Annotated in this window: 17 protein-coding genes; 10 read left to right on the forward strand and 7 right to left on the reverse strand. The window is 70.0% G+C overall.

Annotation, left to right across the window (positions count from 1 at the left end; translation table 11 throughout):
• Nucleotides 1-103: 103 nt before the first annotated feature.
• Complete coding sequence (locus tag OG852_RS31070; protein WP_330349661.1) at nt 104-1,150, reverse strand: LacI family DNA-binding transcriptional regulator; 1,047 nt, start codon at nt 1,148-1,150, stop codon at nt 104-106.
• A 293-nt stretch (nt 1,151-1,443) separates the two neighbouring features.
• On the opposite strand from OG852_RS31070, the gene OG852_RS31075 reads away from it, so the two are divergent.
• The 8 genes from OG852_RS31075 (at nt 1,444) to OG852_RS31110 (ending at nt 9,592) form a co-directional block, all read left to right on the forward strand.
• Nucleotides 1,444-2,595: a Gfo/Idh/MocA family protein gene (locus OG852_RS31075; protein WP_133911355.1), complete on the forward strand. Its 1,152-nt coding sequence runs from the start codon at nt 1,444-1,446 to the stop codon at nt 2,593-2,595.
• A complete protein-coding gene (locus OG852_RS31080) occupies nt 2,592-3,746 on the forward strand; it encodes a dihydrodipicolinate synthase family protein (RefSeq protein WP_133911356.1) in 1,155 nt (384 codons plus the stop codon). Before OG852_RS31075 ends, OG852_RS31080 begins: the two co-directional genes overlap by 4 nt.
• Nucleotides 3,747-3,784: 38 nt before the next feature.
• A complete protein-coding gene (locus OG852_RS31085; protein ID WP_330351530.1) occupies nt 3,785-4,582 on the forward strand; it encodes a sugar phosphate isomerase/epimerase family protein in 798 nt (265 codons plus the stop codon).
• A gap of 132 nt (nt 4,583-4,714) precedes the next feature.
• Complete coding sequence (locus OG852_RS31090; protein WP_133911357.1) at nt 4,715-5,089, forward strand: DUF6507 family protein; 375 nt, start codon at nt 4,715-4,717, stop codon at nt 5,087-5,089.
• An 80-nt stretch (nt 5,090-5,169) separates the two neighbouring features.
• Nucleotides 5,170-7,128, forward strand: a complete 1,959-nt coding sequence (locus OG852_RS31095) for a scabin-related ADP-ribosyltransferase (protein ID WP_330349662.1) — start codon at nt 5,170-5,172, stop codon at nt 7,126-7,128.
• A gap of 2 nt (nt 7,129-7,130) precedes the next feature.
• On the forward strand, nt 7,131-7,553 hold the full coding sequence (locus tag OG852_RS31100) for a hypothetical protein (protein ID WP_330349663.1): 423 nt from the start codon (nt 7,131-7,133) through the stop codon (nt 7,551-7,553).
• Nucleotides 7,546-8,112, forward strand: a complete 567-nt coding sequence (locus OG852_RS31105) for a type VII secretion system-associated protein (protein WP_330349664.1) — start codon at nt 7,546-7,548, stop codon at nt 8,110-8,112. Before OG852_RS31100 ends, OG852_RS31105 begins: the two co-directional genes overlap by 8 nt.
• A 73-nt stretch (nt 8,113-8,185) precedes the next feature.
• Entirely contained in the window at nt 8,186-9,592 is a 1,407-nt protein-coding gene (locus OG852_RS31110; RefSeq protein ID WP_330349665.1) for a DUF6177 family protein, read from the forward strand.
• Nucleotides 9,593-9,949: 357 nt separating this feature from the next.
• On the opposite strand, the gene OG852_RS31115 is transcribed toward OG852_RS31110, so the two are convergent.
• The 6 genes from OG852_RS31115 to OG852_RS31140 all read right to left on the reverse strand — a co-directional run bounded on the left by OG852_RS31115 (nt 9,950) and on the right by OG852_RS31140 (nt 17,325).
• On the reverse strand, nt 9,950-11,170 hold the full coding sequence (locus OG852_RS31115) for an esterase/lipase family protein (protein ID WP_133911361.1): 1,221 nt from the start codon (nt 11,168-11,170) through the stop codon (nt 9,950-9,952).
• Nucleotides 11,171-11,423: 253 nt separating this feature from the next.
• On the reverse strand, nt 11,424-11,813 hold the full coding sequence (rbsD, locus tag OG852_RS31120; RefSeq protein WP_133911362.1) for a D-ribose pyranase: 390 nt from the start codon (nt 11,811-11,813) through the stop codon (nt 11,424-11,426).
• Complete coding sequence (locus OG852_RS31125) at nt 11,807-12,718, reverse strand: ribokinase (protein ID WP_133911363.1); 912 nt, start codon at nt 12,716-12,718, stop codon at nt 11,807-11,809. Before OG852_RS31125 ends, rbsD begins: the two co-directional genes overlap by 7 nt.
• Nucleotides 12,719-12,789: 71 nt before the next feature.
• Complete coding sequence (locus OG852_RS31130; RefSeq protein WP_330349666.1) at nt 12,790-14,745, reverse strand: ABC transporter permease/substrate-binding protein; 1,956 nt, start codon at nt 14,743-14,745, stop codon at nt 12,790-12,792.
• Nucleotides 14,735-16,279, reverse strand: coding sequence for a sugar ABC transporter ATP-binding protein (locus OG852_RS31135; protein WP_133911365.1), 1,545 nt, complete (start codon nt 16,277-16,279; stop codon nt 14,735-14,737). Before OG852_RS31135 ends, OG852_RS31130 begins: the two co-directional genes overlap by 11 nt.
• On the reverse strand, nt 16,276-17,325 hold the full coding sequence (locus OG852_RS31140; RefSeq protein WP_330349667.1) for a LacI family DNA-binding transcriptional regulator: 1,050 nt from the start codon (nt 17,323-17,325) through the stop codon (nt 16,276-16,278). Before OG852_RS31140 ends, OG852_RS31135 begins: the two co-directional genes overlap by 4 nt.
• 280 nt (nt 17,326-17,605) lie before the next feature.
• On the opposite strand from OG852_RS31140, the gene recD2 reads away from it, so the two are divergent.
• On the forward strand, nt 17,606-19,858 hold the full coding sequence (recD2, locus tag OG852_RS31145) for an SF1B family DNA helicase RecD2 (RefSeq protein ID WP_133911367.1): 2,253 nt from the start codon (nt 17,606-17,608) through the stop codon (nt 19,856-19,858).
• A gap of 231 nt (nt 19,859-20,089) precedes the next feature.
• Entirely contained in the window at nt 20,090-21,379 is a 1,290-nt protein-coding gene (locus OG852_RS31150; protein WP_133911368.1) for a citrate synthase, read from the forward strand.
• The last annotated feature ends 98 nt before the right edge of the window (nt 21,380-21,477 follow it).

Below are 21,477 nucleotides of genomic sequence, written 5' to 3' on the forward strand. Positions count from 1 at the left end.
GCGCGAAGGGCCAGGTGGCTCCGCCACATGACCCTCCACGCCGCACGCCGATCGCGTGCACCGAACGCCGCTCCTTCACCCACGGAGATCCGTCAGAAGGGCCCTAGTCCCGCGGCACCCCGGAGGACCCCCGCACCATCAACTCCCCCCGCACCGTGGCGATCCTACCCGGCGGCGGCTCCTCCCGCCCCATCGCGATACGCCCGGCCCGCGCCCCCGCCTCCGCCAACGGCAACCGCACCGTCGTAAGAGAAGGCACCGCGTCGATACTGAACGGCAGATCGTCGAACCCGGCCACCGACACGTCCTCGGGAATCCGCAGCCCCGAGTCCCGCAACGCCGCACACGCCCCCAACGCGACGGAGTCGTTCGCGGCGACCACCGCGGTCAGACTCGGATCCCGCCGCAGCAGCTCCAGCGTGGCCTCGTACCCCGCCCGCCGGTCGTACCGCCCGTGCACGGTCCACCGCGGATCCTCCTCGATCCCCGCCGCGGCCAGCGCCGCCCGGTGCCCCTCCAGCCGGTGCCGGGTCGTCGTCCGCTCCTCGGGACCGGCGATGTACCCCAGCCGCCGGTGCCCGAGCCCGATGAGGTGCTCGGTCAGCTCCCGCCCACCCCCACGGTTGTCGAAGGTGAGCGCGATCGCCGAGGTGTCCGGCGCCGGCGGCCGCCCGCACAGCACGATCCGCGTCCCCGCCTCCCCCAGCTTGCGCAGCTTCGCCGCCATCGCCGCCGCGTGCGGCTCGTTCTCCATGGCCCCGCCGGTCAGCACCACGGCCGCGGCCCGCTGCCGCTGCAACAGCGTCAGATAGGTCAGCTCCCGCTCCGGCGAGCCCCCGGTGTTGCAGACCACCGCCAGCCGCTCGCCCCCGGCGCGCCCGCCGGGTCCCCCGATCTCCCCCTGAATCGCACTGGCCATGATCCCGAAGAAGGGGTCGGCGATGTCGTTGACCAGGATCCCCACCAGGTCGGAGGTCGCCGCCGCGAGCGCGCTCGCGGGCCCGTTCAGCACATAGTCCAGCTCGTCCACCGCCCGCAGCACCCGCTCGCGGGTGGAAGCGGCGACGGGATAGTTCCCGTTCAGCACGCGCGACACCGTCGCGGGCGAGACCTGCGCGCGGGCCGCCACGTCCGCCAGGGTCACCGTCATCTCGTAGTCCTCCGGTCGCGCATCTCGTCGTACGTCCCCATACGTCCACGTACACATACGTCCACGTAAGACAGGCCGGCCGCGGTCGCGGTTCCGGGCGTGTCCTCGCAGACCCTAAGGCCACGGACCCCTGTTGTTCGCCCCCTCGAACAACTCGGGATGGACACGGTCTTGTCCGGACCACTGGTCAGAGGCTAGCTTCTTCTTGGATAGAAAGCGCTTGCTGTAACGCTGATCAGGAAGAGGCGTACGCGGCGCACACCACCGCGTACTACGCCTACGAAGGGACCGACGTGACACGCAAGACGGTGCGTATCGCCATGAACGGCGTGACGGGGCGCATGGGCTACCGCCAGCACCTCGTCCGCTCCATCCTCGCCCTGCGCGAACAGGGCGGCCTCGACCTCGGCGACGGCACCGTGCTGTGGCCGGAACCGATCCTCGTCGGCCGCCGCGAGCACGCCCTGAAGGCGCTCGCCGAGCAGCACGGCCTGGAGCACTGGGCGACGGACGTCGACGAGGTCCTCGCCGACCCGACCGTCGACATCTACTTCGACGCCCAGGTCACCTCCGCCCGTGAGGAGGCGATCACGAAGGCGATCGCCGCGGGCAAGCACATCTACACGGAGAAGCCGACGGCCACCGGCCTCGACGGCGCCCTGCAGCTGGCCCGCCTCGCGAACGCGGCCGGCATCAAGCACGGCGTGGTCCAGGACAAGCTGTTCCTCCCCGGCCTGCTCAAGCTGAAGCGCCTGATCGACGGCGGCTTCTTCGGCCGGATCCTGTCCATCCGCGGCGAGTTCGGCTACTGGGTCTTCGAGGGCGACTGGCAGACCGCCCAGCGCCCCTCCTGGAACTACCGCGCCGAGGACGGCGGCGGCATCGTCGTCGACATGTTCCCGCACTGGGAGTACGTCCTGCACGAGCTGTTCGGCCGTGTGAAGTCCGTCCAGGCCCTCACCGCCACCCACATCCCGCAGCGCTGGGACGAGAGCGACAAGCCCTACGACGCGACGGCCGACGACGCGGCGTACGGCATCTTCGAACTCGACGGCGGCGCCATCGCCCAGATCAACTCCTCCTGGGCGGTCCGCGTCAACCGCGACGAGCTCGTCGAGTTCCAGGTCGACGGCACCGAGGGCTCCGCCGTCGCGGGCCTGCGCAACTGCCGCGTCCAGCACCGCTCGCTCACCCCCAAGCCGGTCTGGAACCCCGACATCCCGGCCACCTACGCCTTCCGCGACCAGTGGCAGGAGGTCCCGGACAACGGCGACTTCGACAACGGCTTCAAGGCCCAGTGGGAGCTCTTCCTCAAGCACGTCTACGCCGACGCCCCCTACCACTGGGACCTCCTCGCCGGCGCCCGTGGCGTCCAGCTCGCCGAGCTGGGCCTGAAGTCCTCGGCCGAGGGCCGACGCCTCGACGTCCCGGAGATCGCGCTGTGACCATCCAGCTCCCCGCCCCCGACGGCACACTGCGGACCCACGACCCCCGCACCGAGCCGCTCCTCCTCACCCCCGGCACGCCTTTCACCTCCCGTACGGTCTACTCGGCGGCGCACGTCGTCGCCGACCCCTTCGCGGACACCACCCCCGATTCCCCCGCCGCCGTCGACTGGGACGCCACCCTCGCCTTCCGCCGCCACCTGTGGTCGCACGGGCTCGGTGTCGCCGAGGCGATGGACACCGCCCAGCGCGGCATGGGCCTGGACTGGGCGGGCGCGGCCGAGCTGATCCGCCGCAGCGCCGCCGAGGCGAAGGCGGTCGGCGGCCGCATCGCCTGCGGCGTCGGCACCGACCAGCTCACCGGCCCGGCGTCGCTCGCCGAGGTCCGCACGGCGTACGAGGAGCAGCTCGCCCTCGTCGAGGCCGTCGGCGCCCGGACGATCCTGATGGCCTCCCGCGCCCTCACGGCGGCCGCCTCCGGCCCCGAGGACTACCTCGAGGTCTACGGCCACCTCCTGCGCCAGGCCTCCGAGCCGGTGATCCTGCACTGGCTGGGCCCGATGTTCGACCCGGCGCTGGAGGGCTACTGGGGCTCCTCCGACCTCGACGCGGCGACGGACACCTTCCTGGAGGTCATCGCCGCGCACCCCGACAAGGTCGACGGCATCAAGGTCTCGCTCCTGGACGCCGGGCGCGAGATCGACATCCGCCGCCGGCTCCCGCAGGGCGTGCGCTGCTACACCGGCGACGACTTCAACTACCCCGAGCTGATCGCGGGCGACGAGCAGGGCTTCAGCCACGCCCTCCTCGGCATCTTCGACCCGCTGGGCCCGCTGGCGGCGGAGGCGGTCCGCGTCCTGGACACGGGCGACAAGGCGGGCTTCCGTGCCCTGCTCGACCCCACGGTCGAACTCTCCCGCCACCTCTTCCAGCCCCCCACCCGCTTCTACAAGACGGGCGTGGTGTTCCTGGCCTGGCTGGCCGGCCACCAGACGCACTTCACGATGGTCGGCGGCCTGCAGTCGGCCCGCTCCCTTCCGCACTTCGCCCGCGCCTACGAACTCGCCGACGGTCTGGGCCTGTTCCCCGACCCGAAGCTGGCGGAGGACCGCATGAAGACCCTTCTGGCCCTGTACGGAGTCCCCCAGTGACAGCCTCCCCCTCCCTCTCCCGCTTCTCCATCAACCAGATGACGGTGAAGCAGCTGTCGATGCCCGAACTGGTGGACACCTGCGCGGAGTTGGGTGTCCCCGGGGTGGGCCTGTGGCGAGAGCCGGTCCAGACGTACGGCCTGGAGCCCACCGCCAAGCTGATCCGCGACGCGGGCCTGACGGTCACCACCCTCTGCCGCGGCGGCTTCTTCACGGCGATCGACCCGGCCGAACGCACGAAGGCCCTGGACGACAACCGCCGGGCGATCGAGGAGGCGGCCACCCTCGGCACCGAGGTCCTGGTCCTGGTCTCCGGCGGCCTCCCGGCCGGCTCCAAGGACCTGCACGGCGCCCGCGAACGCATCGCGGACGCCCTGTCGGTCCTGGGCCCCTACGCCGAACAGCACGGCGTGAAGCTGGCCATCGAGCCCCTCCACCCCATGTACGCCTCGGACCGCTGCGTGGTCTCCACCCTCACCCAGGCCCTGGACCTCGCGGAACGTTTCCCGGCCCACCAGGTCGGCGTGACGGTCGACACGTACCACATCTGGTGGGACGACCGGGCCCCCGCCGAGATCGCCCGCGCGGGCGCCTCGGGCCGTATCCACACCTTCCAACTGGCCGACTGGACGACCCCCCTGCCGGAGGGCGTCCTCAACGGCCGCGGCCAGATCGGCGACGGCGCGATCGACATGCGCGAGTGGCTGACGTACGTCGAACAGGCCGGCTACACGGGCCCCGTCGAGGTCGAACTCTTCAACGACGGCCTGTGGGCCCGGGACGGCCGCGAGGTCCTGGCGGAGACGGCGGAGAGGTTCACCCGGCACGCCCTCTGACCACCGCGCGTCACCGCAACACCCGGACGGCCGCCGCATGTCGAAAAACATCCGGCGGCCGCCTGACGTCACGTCGCTTTGCAACTGCTCATGCGATAGTACGTTCGACGTACTGCGTAGGGGGGAGCAGGAGTGACGGGCTGGGACATAGACGTCGCCGGAGTGCGCGGCGTTCTGCGGAACACCGGCACGGCGGCGAAGGCGCTGTCGGACACGGGCCAGGCGATGCAGGGCAACCTCGAGGAGGCGGCCTCGGCGGCGGGGACGATCACCAGCCAGTACGGTCCGTACGGCAGCACGGCGGGCCTGGTGGGCGCGGCGCTCGCGGAGTTCCTCGACCAGTGGACGCATGATCTGGTGTACATCGCCGAGCGCACGTCGAAGTCACTGAACGGCGCCGCCGAGGCCACGGCCCACTACGCCGAGGGCGACCTGACGATGGCGGCCACGGCACAACGGGAGGCGGCGAAGGAGCCGAAGGTCGATCTGCCGGGGGCGGGCAAGTGAGCGACGGGGCAACCCTGATCGACCCGTCCGGCATACCCCACTTCATCGGTGATCTGTCCACCCTGGACACGGACGTGATGTTGCTGACCGCGAACGCGGCCCAGTTCCGGGCGTCGGGCGCGGACGTCCACACCACGTTCCAGAACCTCTCCGCCGTCTACCGCACTCCTGACGCGGCCGACCTGCTCTCCTCCACCCAGCCGGTGAAGGCGAAGGCGGACGGTTTCGCCGACGACCTGGAGAAGGTCGCGTCGGCGCTGTCGGACTACAGCGCCGAGGTGCAACCCCTGGTGGAGAGGCTGGCGACCCTCAAGACGGACGCGACGGCCTTCGTGCAGTCGCTGTCCGGGGACGACGACTGGCGCAAGGACCAGGACAAGGTCGACCGCAACAACGAACTCTGGCGGGACGTCAACCACACGGTGGCGGCCTTCCAGGCGGCCGAGCGGACCTGCCACAACAAGATCACCGCCCTGGTCGGCGGTTCGAAGATCACCGCGGACGACGGCTCGCACGGCGACCACATGTACGGCTACCGGGCCGACGACCTCGACCACGCGCCAAACACCCCGTGGGGTGCCCCGGCCGAGCGGGAGTACGAGGGGTGGGACTGGCTGACCCACCAGGCCGGCCAGGTCTGGGACGGCATCTGGACCGACGGCGTGATGGCCACCATCCACGGGGTGGGCACCCTCTTCGGCGCCGACGGCTCGGACGCGGCGGGCCAGGCCTGGAAGAGCCTGGCCCAGCTCGCCACGGCCTCCGCCCTCACCAGCGCCACGATGGGCACCTGGTGGCTCCTGCCGGAGGACGGACTCCCCTCCTGGCTGCGCGAATCCCGCACCGCCTACAAGCAGACCGTCAAGGGATTCGTCGCCTGGGACACCTGGAAGACCAACCCGTCCCGCGCGGCGGGCGCCGTGGGTTTCAACGTGCTGACACTGCTGGGCACGGAGGGCACGGGCGCGGCGGCATCCGGCGCCGCCAAGTCGTCCGCAGCGGCCCGCGCCCTGTCGACGGCAGGCAGGATCGGCCGAGCGATCGACCCGATGACCTACGCCGGCAAGGCGGGCACCTTCGCCTTCACCAAGGTGGGCGAAACGTTCCGAGCCCTCAAGAACCTCCACACCGGCACCACCTTCAGCCTCCTGGACCATGCGGACGCCCTCCGCTCCCCGAAGATCCCGGACAACGCGATCCCGTACGTCGACGACGCCACCGGCAACGTCGTCTACCTCACCGACGAGGGCCACCTCCTCAACGCCGACGGCTCTCTGCATCAGCACAATGAGCAAGCCCCGAAGGAAGCCTCTGCCGAGGAGAGGGCAGGGCAAGCCCCAGCACAGGCGGAGCACCCGTACGAACTGGCTGCTGTTGGTGCTCATGGGGGCGACAAGCTGCCTCCTCTGTCCGACCAGTCTTCGGGTGGCTCGGTATCTCACCCGCATACCGCGGGTCATCTCGGACATCCGGCGTCGGAGAGTCACGGTACTCAGGGCGCCAGTGACAACATGGGGGGCGGGTCGGGCGGAGCCGGTGGGGACGGTCCTGGTGGTATGTCCGGCCATGGCGCCGTGTCCGGCGGTGAGCCTGATCGCCTGGCCGCCGCTACGGATCGGAGTGTGGATCTGAATGGTCTGGGCAGGCCGGTGATATGGCGTGAGGGTCTCGAGCCTCTGTATCGCAGTGACAACCGTTCCCCTGATGCGGTCTTCGAGAGCGGTTTCGAGCCACGAGACCCCTCCAATATGGACTTGGCGCAATATGTAGAGGACAGCGAACATTCAGCGTTCGTCAGCACTTCCTATCGCGACGACATAGGTGACGAGTTCGGAGGCAAGTACACATACGAACTTGATGTGCCGGGCGGGATCGACATCAACCGCTCGCTGGGCGACCACCCGCTTTCCTTTGAGGAAGAGGTAGCCTTCCCTGGGGGTATTCGCGGCGAGTACATCAAGGGTGCTTACGCGTACAATTACGCGACAGGTGAGCTTGGAGAATTCATCCCGAACCCCAACTATGTTCCTCGAGGTTGACCATGTCTGTCGACGCAGAGATTTTGTATCAGAAAGATATTTTGCTTGTCTCGGACGGTGCGGAACTCCTCGGGCATCTGACTGGAATTTTCAGCGGGGGCGATTACATCGTCCGCATCGTTTGGGGTGAGCGCATCTCCCGTCACGCGGCATGTAATTTCTTCGCTGCTCTCTCCGAGGTGAGACAGGATTTGGAGAAGGAAGGATTGACTCCAGCCGTCGAGGGTGCCTGCCGTGATGTCTATCCAAGTAGAATGGCTCTTGAGATGGGTGGGGGGAGAAGGGCGTACCGCTGGCCGTCTACTGGTCGGCCGCGCACTGTCGACATCTTCGACGATGTTCCGATCGAAGAGCGGGCGCGCCTCGCGAGTGTGGTCGAACAGAGGGAGGCGCAGAATCAGCGAATGAGGCACGACGATGAATGAGGCTCAGGCGTCAGTCCCGCCCGTAACCGATGCCGTGCGTGCCCAGGCCGCCGCCCGGCCCGGTGGTTGGGTGTATGCGGTCGACCCCTATTTCGATCCGGACGGGAAGGTTCCGCCCATCGCAATCGTGGGGGCCTGGAAGGTGGATGCGAACGGGCAGCTAAACGGCGAGTTCAAGCACAACCCGAAGTACCGGCCCTCCCCGAGTGCAGTCGGCATGCCGGCTCCGAGCGACCGAGTCGATGAAGCCATGCAGCTCGCGGCCACGGGCTATGGATCAGACGGCGCCGTACGCGCGGCTCTCATGAATTCGACTGTCTACCTCGCCCCGGGGGCGGAATTGCGGACCGCCCCGCCCGCGAGTGCCGCTGGTGAGCCTGTGATCGCGCTCTACACGCATCCGTCGCATGCTCCGACTTCCTCCCCCCAGCTCCAGCAAGTGCATTTTGCTGACCTGCTGCCGCGCTTGCCCGTGCGCGGAGCGGTTGAGCTGAACGGAAACAGTGCGGTTTCTGTGCGCATTCCGCTTGCGGATATGAGACGGGAAACCGGGCAGTGACCGGGGTGTCCCGCATGGTCAGTCAAGCCCGCTCGGAGGCATCGGCCGTACCGCGCACGCCCCAGGACAGCGCATGACCAAGGACGTCATCGCCCTCACCCCGAAAATGCCCGACCAGGCGTCTTTGCTGGCCGCTCTCCATGCCGGCGGCCCGGATCTCGAACTGACGGCCACCGATGAGGGCGCGGTCATCCAGCTCCGCACGGCGGCGGGCCGCCCGCTGGTGTCCGTAGAGGCTCCGCTGCTCGTCCACGTGCCAGGTGAGGCCAAGCGTCTTCTGGGGGCCGAGACCGCCGCTCCGCAGACGCCGTACTGGTGGACCGAGGTGCGCGCCTCCACGGCGCCCCCCGAGGCGGAGCCGCTGGCGGAATCCGTGTGCGGGCGCCTGACCATGCTCCTCGGCGGAACCACCTGGCCGCCCGGAGCAGCCCGCACCACCCGAGTCACCGTCCCCGACGAGCTGCCCGGAACACAGGACTTCCCGACCGTCGACGCGCTGACCGACTCGACCGCCGTCGTCCTCTCCGACCGCCCGCTCCTGCCGCTCACCACCTGGCTCTCCGACATCCTCCGGGCCACGGCACAGTCGAACCGCGCCCTTCACCTCGTCACGCCTCCCCACGTCCGCCTCACCCTCCCCCTGCGTTCCGGACTCGGCGGGGCACCCAACCGCTGGGTCGTACAGGATCCCCAGGGCGGCTACTACGACGGTCTGTCCGGGGTGCGACTGGCTTGGCAGAACGGCACGTTCCTGCCGATCGACGGCACGCTCGCCGACGCCTTCACCGCAGGAGCCGCGCCCACCGGGCACCGACAGCTCACGGTGTCGTTCCGCACGGTGCACACACCGGACGAGCGGCTCGTCCTGGGCCGTGCGCTGGAGGCGGCCTGGCGGCATCTCACCGGATCCCCACCCCTCGGCTGGGGCACGGCCGAGCCGGTCAACCTGCCGTGGTCACCCCACCAGTTGACCGACCTCGCCCGCGACCGGGCCCCCGCCCCCACCCAACTCGTCGCCGTCGGCGCTCCCGACCGCCCGGCCATCGCCACCCAGCGCATCGCCCGAACCACCGCAGGCGTCGCCGAGGAGATCAGCCTCACCCTCGGCTACGAGCGCCCTCAGGACGTCCCGCTCGACACCTTGGAGTCCCTCGCCGCGACCCTGGTCACGGAACACGACCTGACGACGATGCTCACCACCGTCCGTGCCGCCCGCGCCGACCTCACCCTGCCACCGCAGGTGGAGGGCCCGCCCCTCCCGGTCTCCTTCACCCTGGGACCACGCGACGTGAAGAAGATCGGCCTTCCCCACGCCACCCGCCCCCCGATCGCCGCCCAGCCGCGCCACCTCGGCTCACCGGCGTCCCCGGCCCTCCACTATCCCCTCGGCGACGGAACCGATCCGAAGGCCTGGACAGCCCTTCAGACCCTCAACGCCTACTTCAAGTCTGCTGTGGGAAGCCCAGGTCCCCGTCCTTGACAGCCGTCACGAACGCCGACCGGCTCCCGCAGAGAACAGCACGGCCGGGCCGTGGGCACTCCTGCTGTCGATGGCCGGTACGGCGGAGTGGCTGCGCGGCCTTCATGGCGTGAGCGTCGGCCAGTTCCTCGAGGAAGCCACCGGGCGCGCGACCACGAAAGCCTCTCTGCCGGTGGCGGGGTCGACGCCGGCGCCGCGCCTGCATGGGCGAGGACCGCTCCGCGCCGTCACCCGGAACGATGAAGCGGTGGCGGAGTCTCGGGTCGCGGTTGCCGGCTGGGTGGGCGAGGTGGGACAGGGGGTGGGGCAGGAGGCGCCGTCCGCGCCCCCTGCCCCGGCCGCACCGTCAGTCCGCGGCTAGAACCGGTCCATCAGCCACGTGCACAGCTCCTCGGTCGGGAGCGTGTGCGGGGTCGTCGTGGACGAGCAGTGGTACTCGTCGACGCCGCTCTGGGACGGGTCCAGGCCGTCGACCCGCGCGTACAGGTCTCCCTGCCGCTCGAAGTCCGAGATGTCGACCGCGCTGACCGACGGCACGAAGCACACGTGCGGCTGCCGCAGGTCGGCCTCGCCGCCGGCCTCGATCATCGCGTTGGCGAGGATCTCGTACGTCGCGAGCGTGCCGCCCGGTGCGCCGTCCAGCTCCGGGAAGCCGCTGGTCGTGATGGTCCGCTCGGTCGCCGGGAACTTCCGGTTCAGGTAGGCCACCGTCACGTCGTCACCCTGCGCCTGGGCGTAGAAGGTGGTGCCGGGGTAGCGGACGTCGAGCCGGAGCGCGACCTCGCCGGGCTCGACGTCGGGCAGGCCGATGCCGTCGCCGCGGCCGTTGGCGACGGCCAGCTTGCGCGGGATCCGCGGCCACTGGCCGACGCGGTCCAACTCGTTGAGGAGCGCGGTGCGTTCGGGGGCGACCCCGATCTTCTGCGTGGCCTTGTCGTAGTGCTGCCACAGCATCTGCCGCGCGGCCGCGCTGTTCATCTGCTGCTCGAAGGGGTGGGGCTTGAGGTTCAGGCCGTACGGGAGCAGGTACGCGAACGCCTGGACGCCGACGGGGATGGAGGCACCGCGGTGCGGGGTGTCGAACGAGAAGTACACGCCCGTCTGGTGCTCGTCCTCATGGAAGTCGGTCTCCATCCTGGCGAGGGTGTAGCGGGCGATCAGGCCGCCCATGCTGAAGCCGCCGACGATCAGCCGCTCGTCGCCCGTGCGACGGGCTATCGCCTCACGGATGGCCCCCTCGACCGCCTGCGAGTTGGTCAGGATGGAGTCGGTGCGGTTGTCGAAGCCGAGCAGGACCACGTCCTTGCCGCGCCGGCGGAGTTCGCTGATGAAGGGGTAGTCCTCGCCCTCCAGGAACTCGTAGAGCTCCTTCAGCTTGCTCTTGCCGTGGTTGAAGCCGTCGGCGATGATCACCGGCCGGGTGAGGGTGCGGTTGCCCTCGCCGTAGAACACCCAGGTGAAGCCCTTGTCGACGATCCATTCCTCGTCGAAGTCCGGGACGTCGACCGGGTGGGAGGGGGAGCCGAGCGGGTCGCCGATGGTGAACGGCGTGACGGGGGCCTCGGTCGTTTCGGACACAGTCGTACTCCTCGGGGGAGGGGGAGGGGACGACAACATCATGTGTCATATTTCGGGCAAATCGCCTGTCGGAAAATTTCTGAAAGCCATGCAACCCTTCCCGGCCCTTGCGTGTCGTACAGGGCGTCGGGACTTCTGGAGGGGGATCTGGGGGGATCACGGGGGTTTCGGCAGATGGAGGGGGAAAGCCGAGGGGCCCGGTCGACGGACCGGGCCCCTCGAAGCATGCGCGGCGTTTCCGCAGATCAGCGGTTCAGAAGAACACTCCGCAGCGCAGCAGCACATTCGCGTACGGCCGTGCCTCGCCCGTGCGCACCACCAGCCGCGCGCCCGCCGACAGCTCCTTCAGTTCCTCGTGCGGGACATAGGCCAGTCGGGTGAAGCGCCGCTCCAGCAGCTCCGCCGCCGCCGGATTCGCCTCCCGTACCTCCGAGGCCGCCGTGGCACCCTCCACGACCAGCTCCTCCAGCAGCCCCTCCACCACCTCCGCGAAGGACGGCACCCCCGCCCGGAAGGCGAGGTCGACCACCCGGGGCCCGGCCGGTATCGGCATGCCGGCGTCGCACACCAGCACCCCGTGCCCGTGCCCCAACTCGGCCAGCGCGCCGCAGAGGTGGCGGTTCAGGATTCCGGCCTTCAGCACAGGGCGTCGACCTCCTCCGCCGTGGGGAAGGACTCCTGCGCGCCCCGCCGGGTCACCGCGACCGCCCCCACCCGGGCCGCGTACGCCGCCGCCTGCGCGAGTGACGCGCCCGCGCCCAGTTTCCACGCCAGCGCCGCCGTGAAGGAGTCACCCGCACCCGTCGTGTCCACGGCGTCCACCGCCACGGACGCGACCCGCTCGACACCGCCCTCGGCGGACGCCACCAGCGCACCCTCCGCGCCCAGGGTCACCACCACCGACCTCGGCCCCTTCGCCAGCAGGAACCGCGCCCAGTCCTCGGGCCCGGACGCCGCGTCGTACGCCTCGCCCAGCAGCACCCTGGCCTCGTGCTCGTTGACGATCAGCGGATCGCAGGCGGCGAGCAGCACGGCCGGCAGCGGGCGCGGCGGAGAGGGGTTCAGCACGAAGCGGCTGTCCGGCGCCAGGCTCGCCGCCACCGCGACGACCGTCTCCAGCGGGATCTCCAACTGGGCCGAGACGACCCGTGAGGACCGCAACAGGCCCTCCGCGTTCCGTACGTCCTCCCGGGTCAGCCGCCCGTTCGCACCCGGTGACACCACGATGCTGTTGTCGCCCGACGGGTCCACGGTGATCAGCGCGACCCCGGTCGGCGCCCCGCCCACCAGCACGCCCCCCGTGTCGACCCCGGCCGCGCGCTGCGCGTCGAGCAGCAGCCGGCCGTGCGCGTCGTCGCCGACCCGGGCCAGCAGGGCCGTACGGGCCCCGAGACGCGCCGCCGCCACGGCCTGGTTGGCGCCCTTGCCGCCGGGGTGGACGGCCAGGTCGGAACCGAGGACCGTCTCACCGGCCCCGGGCCTGCGCTCGACGCCGATCACCAGGTCGGCGTTGGCCGACCCTACGACCAGCAGGTCGTAGTCGTACATGAAAGAACTCCCCTGTCACGTGGCTCGGGCGGGCGGTCCCCGCGAGGGTGACCGCCCGCCCACTCACCTGGTCAGCCGCTGAACCCGGCCACGTTCTCCTTCGTGACCACCTTCACCGGCACCTTCACCGTCTCCTCGACCTTCTTGCCCCGCACCGCCCGCAGCGCGTTGTCCACGGCGATCTTCCCGAGCTGGGACGGCTGCTGCGCCACGGAGGCGTACAGCGTCCCCTGTTCAACGGCCTTGAGGCCGTCCGGGGTTCCGTCGAAGCCCACGACCTGGACCGACGTGCCGGCCTTGGAACCCAGCGCCTTGATCGCGCCGAGCGCCATCTCGTCGTTGGCGGCGATGACGCCCTGGACGTCCGGGTGGGCCTGGAGCAGGTTCGACATCACGTCGAGGCCCTTGGTGCGGTCGAAGTCGGCGGGCTGCTGGGCGACGACCTGGATGCCCGGGTAGGCCTTGAGGCCCTTCGCGAAGCCCGCCGCGCGCTCCCGCGCCGCCGAGGTGCCCGCCTGCCCCTGCAGGATCACGATCTTGCCGCTGCCGCCCAGCTTCTCGGCGACCGTCCTGGCGGCGAGTTCACCGCCGGCCACGTTGTCGGAGGCGACCAGGGCGTCCACGGTGGCCTTGTTGACGCCGCGGTCCACCGCGACGACCGGGATCTTCGCCTTGTCGGCGGCGTTGACCGAGTTGCTCGCCGCGTCCGAGTCCACCGGGTTGACGATGATCGAGTCGTAGCCGGAACTGGTGAAGTTCTGCAGCTGGTTGGCCTGCTGCGATGCGTCGTTCTGCGCGTCGGTGACCGTGAGGTCCACGCCGAGCCGCTTGGCCTCCGCCTTCGCGCCCGACTGGATCTGCACGAAGAAGGGGTTGTTGAGCGTGGAGAGGGCCAGGCCGACCTTCGGGGTCGCCGCGGACGACGAGCTGCCGTGCAGGAAGGAGGTCGCGCCGACGATCGCCACCGTCACCACGGCCGCGAGACCGTACGTCGCCGCCTGCCGGCCCTTGCCGCCGCCGACCCCGGCACCAGCCGCCGCCGGGGTCGCCCCGGCCTTGCGGCGGACCGTGTCCAGCAGCACCGCGAGCGCGATGACGACACCGATGACGACCTGCTGCCAGAAGGCGGAGACGTTCAGCAGGTTGAGGCCGTTGCGCAGCACCGCGAGGATCAGCGCGCCGATCAGCGTGCCGGACGCCTTGCCCGTGCCACCGGCCAGCGAGGCGCCGCCGATGACGACCGCGGCGATCGCGTCGAGTTCATAGCCGTCGGCGGCCTGCGGCTGCGCGGAGGACAGCCGGGAGGCGAGCACGATGCCCGCGACGGCCGCGAACACCCCGGACAGGGCGTAGATCGCGAGCTTCTGCTTCGGCACCCGCAGACCGGAGAGACGGGCCGCCTCCTCGTTGCCGCCGATCGCGTACATCGACCGCCCGATGTACGTCCGGCCCAGCACGAACGCCGCGATCAGCCCCATGACGACCATGACCAGCACCGGCACCGGCAGCCAGCCGCCGAGTGTGTCACCGAGGTGCGAGACGGAGTCGGGGAAGGCGATCGGGGACCCCTCGGAGATCACCAGCGACAGACCGCGGCCCACCGACAGCATCGCGAGCGTGGCGATGAACGGCGGCAGCTTGCCGTACGCGATGAGGAAACCGTTCACCAGGCCGGCCGCGATGCCGGTCAGGACGGCGAGGACGACGGCTATGGCCACCGGCACGCCGTGCTGGGTGGCGCTCCACGCGAGCACGGTGGCCGACAGCGCGGCGACCGAGCCGACCGACAGGTCGATGCCGGCCGAGACGATCACGAAGGTGACACCGAAGGCGAGGATGGCGGTCACGGCCGCCTGGACGCCGACGTTCAGGAGGTTGTCGGTGGTGAGGAAGTCGCCCGACAGCGCCGACATGGCGATGACGAGGACGATCAGCGCGGTGAGCGCGCCGTTGTCGAGGAGCAGTCTGCGGACCGCCGCGGCGCCGCCGCCGGTGCCCGTCGTGCTCTTGAGCGTGTCAGCGGCCACGGCCGGCCTCCGTTTCACTGGAAGGGGAGCTGGAAGGGGAGAGAGAGGGGTTGCTCACCGCGAGGGCCATCACGGAGTCCTGGGTGGCCCGGTCCGCGGCGAGTTCGCCGGCGATCCGGCCCTGCGCCATCACCAGCACCCGGTCGCTCATGCCGAGCACCTCGGGCAGATCGCTGGAGATCATCAGCACGGCGGCGCCCTGGGCGGTGAGTTCGTTGATGAGCTGGTAGATCTCGACCTTGGCGCCGACGTCGATGCCGCGCGTGGGCTCGTCGAGGATCAGCACCTTGGTGTCGGCGAGCAGCCACTTGCCGATGACGACCTTCTGCTGGTTGCCGCCGGACAGGGTGCGCACCTGCTGGTGGAGCCCGGCCATCCGCACCCCGAGCTGCCCGGCGATCCGTTCGGCCGCCGCGTGCTGCCCCTTGAGGTCGACGAGCCCGCCGCGGGTCGCGGCCCGCAGGGTGACCAGGCCGAGGTTCTCCTCCACCGACTGGTCGAGCACCAGGCCCTGGCCCTTGCGGTCCTCGGGGACGAGCCCGATCCCGGCGGCCATCGCCGCGTTGACGTCGTGCCGGGCGACCGGGGCGCCGGAGACCTTCACGGCCCCCCGGTCGTAGGGGTCGGCGCCGAAGACGGCCCGGACGACCTCGGTACGGCCCGCGCCGACGAGCCCGGCGATGCCGACGACCTCACCGGCGTGCACCTCGAAGCTGACGTCGTGGAAGACGCCGTCCCGGGTGAGCCCCTCGACGGACAGCAGCGCGGTGCCCCGGTCGGCGCGCTCCCTCGGGTACTGCTGTTCGATGGAACGGCCCACCATGAGCCGGACGAGCTCGTCCTCGGGTGTGGACGCGGGCACCTGGCCGACGGACCTGCCGTCGCGGATGACCGTGACCCGGTCGCCCAGGGCCGCGATCTCCTCCAGGTGGTGGGTGATGAACACGATCCCGACGCCGTCCTCGCGCAGGGTGCGCACGATGGCGAAGAGCTTGTCGACCTCCTCCGAGGTCAGCACCGCGGTCGGCTCGTCCATGATCAGCACGCGCGTGTTCAGGCTCAGCGCCTTGGCGATCTCGACCATCTGCAGGCGCGCGATGCCGAGTTCGCGCACACGCGCGCGTGGCGACACGTTCACGCCCACGCGCGCGAGGAGCACCTCGGCGTCGGCCTCCATCGTCTTCCGGTCGATCATCCCGAAGCGGCGCGGCTGCCGCCCGAGGAAGATGTTCTCGGCGACCGTCAGATCGGGTACGAGGTTGAACTCCTGGTAGATCGTGGCGATGCCGAGGCGTTCGGCGTCCTGCGCGCCGTGGATGCGCACCTCCTCGCCGCCGGCCAGGATCCGCCCGGCGTCGGGGCGGTAGGCGCCGGAGAGCATCTTGATGAGGGTGCTCTTGCCGGCGCCGTTCTCACCGAGGAGTACGTGCACCTCGCCCCGGCGCAGGTCGAAGTCGACGCCGTCGAGCGCGACCACGCCGGGGAAGGTCTTGCGTATGCCTTCGATGCGCAGCAACTCGTCCGCGTTGCTCACGACTGGCTCCTGTTCGTTGCGGGTGACTCCGAGGAAGTCGGCGGCCCGGAAGTCGGTGGCTCGCCGCACGACCGGCGTACGACGAGACGGGCGGGGAGGGTGACGGACTGCGGGGGCCGGCCCTCGATGAGGTCGACCAGGGCCCGTACGGCGGCCCGGCCCAGCTCGCCCGTGGGCTGGGCGATCGCGGTGATCGGCGGATCGGTGTGCACGAACCACGGGATGTCGTCGAACGCGGCCAGCGCGAGGTCGTCGGGAACGCGCAGCCCACGCGCGCGTACGGCGTCCAGCGCGCCGAGCGCCATCAGGTTGTCGGCGGCGAACACGACCTCGGGCGGCTCGGGCAGGTCGAGGAAGCCGTCGGTGACCCGGCGTCCGCTCTCGGCCTGGAAGTCGCCCTGCCCTGTGTAGGCGTCCGGGAGGGGAAGCCCGTACTCGGCCATGGCGGCCCGGAAGGCCTCGACGCGCTCGCTGCCGGTGGTGGTGGCCGCCGGGCCCGCGATGATGGCGAGCCGCCGGTGCCCGAGCCCGTGCAGATGCGCCACGAGGTCCCGTACGGCGGCCCGGCCGTCCGCCCGCACCACCGGCACCTCGACACCCGGGATCCACCGGTCGACGAACACCATCGGGGTGCCCCCGCGCGCGGCGTCGAGCATCAGCGGCGAACCGCCGTCGGTGGGGGAGACGAGCAGGCCGTCGATCCTGCGGTCCAGCAGGGTCCGTACGTGGTGGTCCTGGAGGTCCGGCCGTTCGTCGGCGTTGCCGATGATCACGCTGTAGCCGAGGGCACGGGCGGCCTCCTCGACGGAGCGCGCCAGCTCGGTGAAGTAGGGGTTCATCACGTCGCTGATGACCAGACCGAGGGTGTGGGTCTGGTCGGTGCGCAGCGACCGGGCGACGGCGTTCGGGCGGTAGCCCAGGGCCTCGACGGCGGCCAGCACGCGCGTGCGTGCGTCCTCGCTGACCGACGGATGGTCGTTCAGGACGCGCGACACCGTGGCGACGGACACCCCCGCCTCGGCGGCCACGTCCTTGATGCTCGCCATCGCCGCTCCACCTCCTCGTGGAATCGATTACATCGCTGTGTAGGGAGGATTGGAATCGATTACACGGGTGTTAATCAAGACTCCGGCGTGGCTGAAACCGATTCGTGATGAACGGAGGGGCTGGTCGGGGCCGGCCTCGTCGTCGCGAGCCCGCCGTCCCCGGCGTCCTGCACGGCGACCGCCCTCGCGGCGTCACCGGCCATGTGGTCGGCACCTGTGTGACGATCGCCGAGAACTGACGCCCCACGGCAATGTCGGTGCCGGGCGGTACCGTCGGACCATGACCGATCAGGCGGGGGCCTCCCCGGCGGGGGAGCGGCGGCTCGCGACGCTGGAAGGCGTGCTCGAACGCATCACGTACGCCAACGAGGAGAACGGCTACACGGTGGCCCGGGTCGACACCGGCCGGGGCGCCGGCGATCTGCTCACCGTCGTGGGCGCGCTGCTCGGCGCCCAGGTCGGCGAGTCGCTGCGGATGGAGGGCCGCTGGGGCTCGCATCCGCAGTACGGCAAGCAGTTCACCGTGGAGAACTACACCACCGTCCTGCCGGCCACCGTCCAGGGCATCCGCCGCTACCTGGGATCCGGCCTGGTCAAGGGCATCGGCCCGGTCTTCGCCGACCGCATCACCCAGCACTTCGGCGTCGACACCCTGACGGTCATCGAGGAGGAGCCGAAGCGCCTGATCGAGGTCCCCGGCCTCGGCCCGAAGCGCACGAAGAAGATCGCCGACGCCTGGGAGGAGCAGAAGGCGATCAAGGAGGTCATGCTGTTCCTCCAGACCGTCGAGGTGTCCACCTCCATCGCGGTCCGGATCTACAAGAAGTACGGCGACGCGTCGATCTCCGTCGTGAAGAATCAGCCGTACCGGCTGGCCGCCGACGTCTGGGGCATCGGCTTCCTCACCGCCGACAAGATCGCCCAGTCGGTCGGCATCCCGCACGACAGCCCGGAGCGCGTGAAGGCGGGTCTGCAGTACGCGCTGTCCCAGTCCGCCGACCAGGGCCACTGCTATCTCCCCGAGGAGCGGCTGATCGCCGACGCGGTCAAGCTGCTCCAGGTCGACACCGGCCTGGTCATCGAGTGCCTGGCCGAACTGGCCCTGCCGGACGAGGACACCGGCGAGTCGGGCGTCGTACGGGAGAAGGTGCCCGGTGAGCACGGCGAGGAGGTCACCGCGGTCTATCTCGTTCCCTTCCACCGCGCCGAACTCTCCCTCTCCGCCCAGGTGCTGCGCCTGCTGCGCACGGAGGAGGACCGGATGCCCGGATTCCACGAGGTGGCGTGGGAGAAGGCGCTGGGCTGGCTGAAGGGCCGTACCGGCGCCGATCTCGCGCCCGAGCAGGAGGCGGCCGTGCGGCTCGCGCTGACCGAGAAGGTCGCCGTGCTCACCGGCGGCCCCGGCTGCGGCAAGTCCTTCACCGTGCGCTCGATCGTGGAGCTGGCCCGCGCCAAGAAGGCCAAGGTGGTGCTGGCCGCGCCCACCGGCCGCGCCGCCAAGCGCCTGGCCGAGCTGACGGGCGCCGAGGCGTCCACGGTCCACCGGCTGCTGGAGCTCAAGCCCGGCGGCGACGCGGCCTACGACCGGGACCGCCCGCTCGACGCCGACCTGGTCGTCGTCGACGAGGCGTCGATGCTGGATCTGCTCCTGGCCAACAAGCTGGTGAAGGCCGTGCCGCCGGGCGCCCACCTGCTGTTCGTCGGGGACGTCGACCAGCTCCCGAGCGTCGGTGCGGGCGAGGTGCTGCGCGATCTGCTCGCCGACGACAGCCCGGTCCCGGCCGTGCGCCTCACGCGCGTGTTCCGTCAGGCCCAGCAGTCCGGCGTGGTGACGAACGCCCACCGGATCAACGCCGGGCAGCATCCGGTGACCGACGGCATGAAGGACTTCTTCCTGTTCGTCGAGGACGACACCGAGGAGGCCGGCCGGCTCACCGTGGACGTGGCCGCCCGCCGTATCCCGGCGAAGTTCGGCCTGGACCCGCGCCGGGACGTGCAGGTGCTCGCGCCCATGCACCGCGGCCCGGCCGGCGCCGGCACGCTCAACGGCCTGCTCCAGCAGGCCATCACCCCCGGCCGGCCCGACCTGGCGGAGAAGCGGTTCGGCGGCCGGGTCTTCCGTGTCGGCGACAAGGTCACGCAGATCCGCAACAATTACGAGAAGGGGAAGAACGGTGTCTTCAACGGCACCGTGGGCGTGGTCACCTCGCTCGATCCGGTCGACCAGCGCCTCACGGTACTGACGGACGAGGACGAGGAGGTTCCCTACGAGTTCGACGAACTGGACGAACTGGCCCACGCGTACGCGGTGACGATCCACCGTTCACAGGGAAGTGAATATCCCGCCGTGGTGATCCCCGTCACCACGGGAGCATGGATGATGCTCCAGCGGAACCTGTTGTATACGGCCGTCACCCGCGCGAAGCGTCTCGTCGTCCTCGTCGGCTCGCGCAAGGCGATCGGCCAGGCGGTGCGCACGGTCTCGGCGGGCCGCCGCTGTACGGCCCTCGATTTCCGGCTTGCGGGCCGGTGACCGTGCCGTTCTCGAACGCATCACAAAAAATGATCGATCAAATGAGTCGCAAAGGTCACAGAGCACTTCCCCCACCGTGACGAAGGCGGCAGTATGAGCAAGTTGGCGGCACTGAGTGCCGTCGATAAGCCCAATGGTCGACCCCGAGTGCACTCTCCTGCGCCAAATGGGGGAGGGTGGAGACAGTCAGGGCAACCTCGAAGAAGAGGCACAACGTCGGTGAGGGATGACGTGAGCGACAACTCTGTAGTACTGCGGTACGGCGACGGCGAGTACACCTACCCGGTGATCGACAGCACCGTCGGCGACAAGGGCTTCGACATCGGGAAGCTCCGCGCCCAGACCGGTCTGGTGACCCTGGACAGCGGCTACGGCAACACCGCCGCCTATAAATCCGCCATCACGTACCTCGACGGCGAGCAGGGCATCCTCCGGTACCGCGGCTACCCGATCGAGCAGCTCGCGGAGCGGTCGACCTTCCTGGAGGTCGCCTACCTGCTGATCAACGGCGAGCTGCCGACGGTCGACGAGCTGAGCGTCTTCAAGAACGACATCACGCAGCACACCCTGCTGCACGAGGACGTCAAGAACTTCTACAAGGGCTTCCCGCGCGACGCCCACCCGATGGCGATGCTGTCCTCGGTGGTCTCCGCGCTGTCCACCTTCTACCAGGACAGCCACAACCCGTTCGACGAGAAGCAGCGCAACCTCTCCACGATCCGTCTGCTCGCCAAGCTTCCGACGATCGCCGCGTACGCGTACAAGAAGTCGATCGGTCACCCGTTCGTCTACCCGCGCAACGACCTCGGTTACGTCGAGAACTTCCTGCGGATGACCTTCTCGGTCCCGGCGCAGGAGTACGAGCTGGACCCGGTCGTCGTCTCCGCCCTGGACAAGCTCCTCATCCTGCACGCGGACCACGAGCAGAACTGTTCGACCTCCACGGTCCGCCTCGTCGGCTCGTCCCAGGCGAACATGTTCGCCTCCATCTCGGCCGGCATCAACGCCCTCTGGGGCCCGCTGCACGGCGGCGCCAACCAGTCCGTGCTGGAGATGCTCGAGGGCATCCAGGCGGGCGGCGGCGATGTCGACTCCTTCATCTCCAAGGTGAAGAACAAGGAGGACGGCGTCCGCCTGATGGGCTTCGGCCACCGGGTGTACAAGTCCTTCGACCCGCGCGCCAAGATCATCAAGGCGGCGGCGCACGATGTCCTCTCGGCGCTCGGCAAGTCCGACGAGCTGCTGGACATCGCCCTGAAGCTCGAGGAGCACGCGCTCTCCGACGACTACTTCGTCTCGCGCAACCTGTACCCGAACGTGGACTTCTACACGGGTCTGATCTACCGCGCGATGGGCTTCCCGACCGAGATGTTCACGGTGCTGTTCGCCCTCGGCCGCCTTCCGGGCTGGATCGCCCAGTGGCACGAGATGATCAAGGAGCCCGGCTCCCGCATCGGTCGCCCCCGCCAGATCTACACCGGCGTGGTCGAGCGCGACTTCGTGCCGGTCGAAGAGCGCTGACGCCTCCGGCGGGGGGCCGCAGGGTTCCCCGCCGCCGGTTCGTCCGTCATGTGCGGGTGCGTGGGGGCCGTTCGCGCAGTTCCCCGCGCCCCTTGGGT

Source organism: Streptomyces sp. NBC_00582, from assembly GCF_036345155.1.
GTDB lineage: Bacteria > Actinomycetota > Actinomycetes > Streptomycetales > Streptomycetaceae > Streptomyces.

Coding starts and splice junctions, on each gene's coding strand:
- OG852_RS31070 (WP_330349661.1), bottom strand. CDS start 1,150: ATGACGGTGACCCTGGCGGACGTGGCGGCCCGCGCGCAGGTCTCGCCC.
- OG852_RS31085 (WP_330351530.1), top strand. CDS start 3,785: ATGACGGTGAAGCAGCTGTCGATGCCCGAACTGGTGGACACCTGCGCG.
- OG852_RS31100 (WP_330349663.1), top strand. CDS start 7,131: ATGTCTGTCGACGCAGAGATTTTGTATCAGAAAGATATTTTGCTTGTC.
- OG852_RS31105 (WP_330349664.1), top strand. CDS start 7,546: ATGAATGAGGCTCAGGCGTCAGTCCCGCCCGTAACCGATGCCGTGCGT.
- OG852_RS31110 (WP_330349665.1), top strand. CDS start 8,186: ATGACCAAGGACGTCATCGCCCTCACCCCGAAAATGCCCGACCAGGCG.
- OG852_RS31125 (WP_133911363.1), bottom strand. CDS start 12,718: ATGTACGACTACGACCTGCTGGTCGTAGGGTCGGCCAACGCCGACCTG.
- OG852_RS31140 (WP_330349667.1), bottom strand. CDS start 17,325: ATGGCGAGCATCAAGGACGTGGCCGCCGAGGCGGGGGTGTCCGTCGCC.
- recD2 (WP_133911367.1), top strand. CDS start 17,606: ATGACCGATCAGGCGGGGGCCTCCCCGGCGGGGGAGCGGCGGCTCGCG.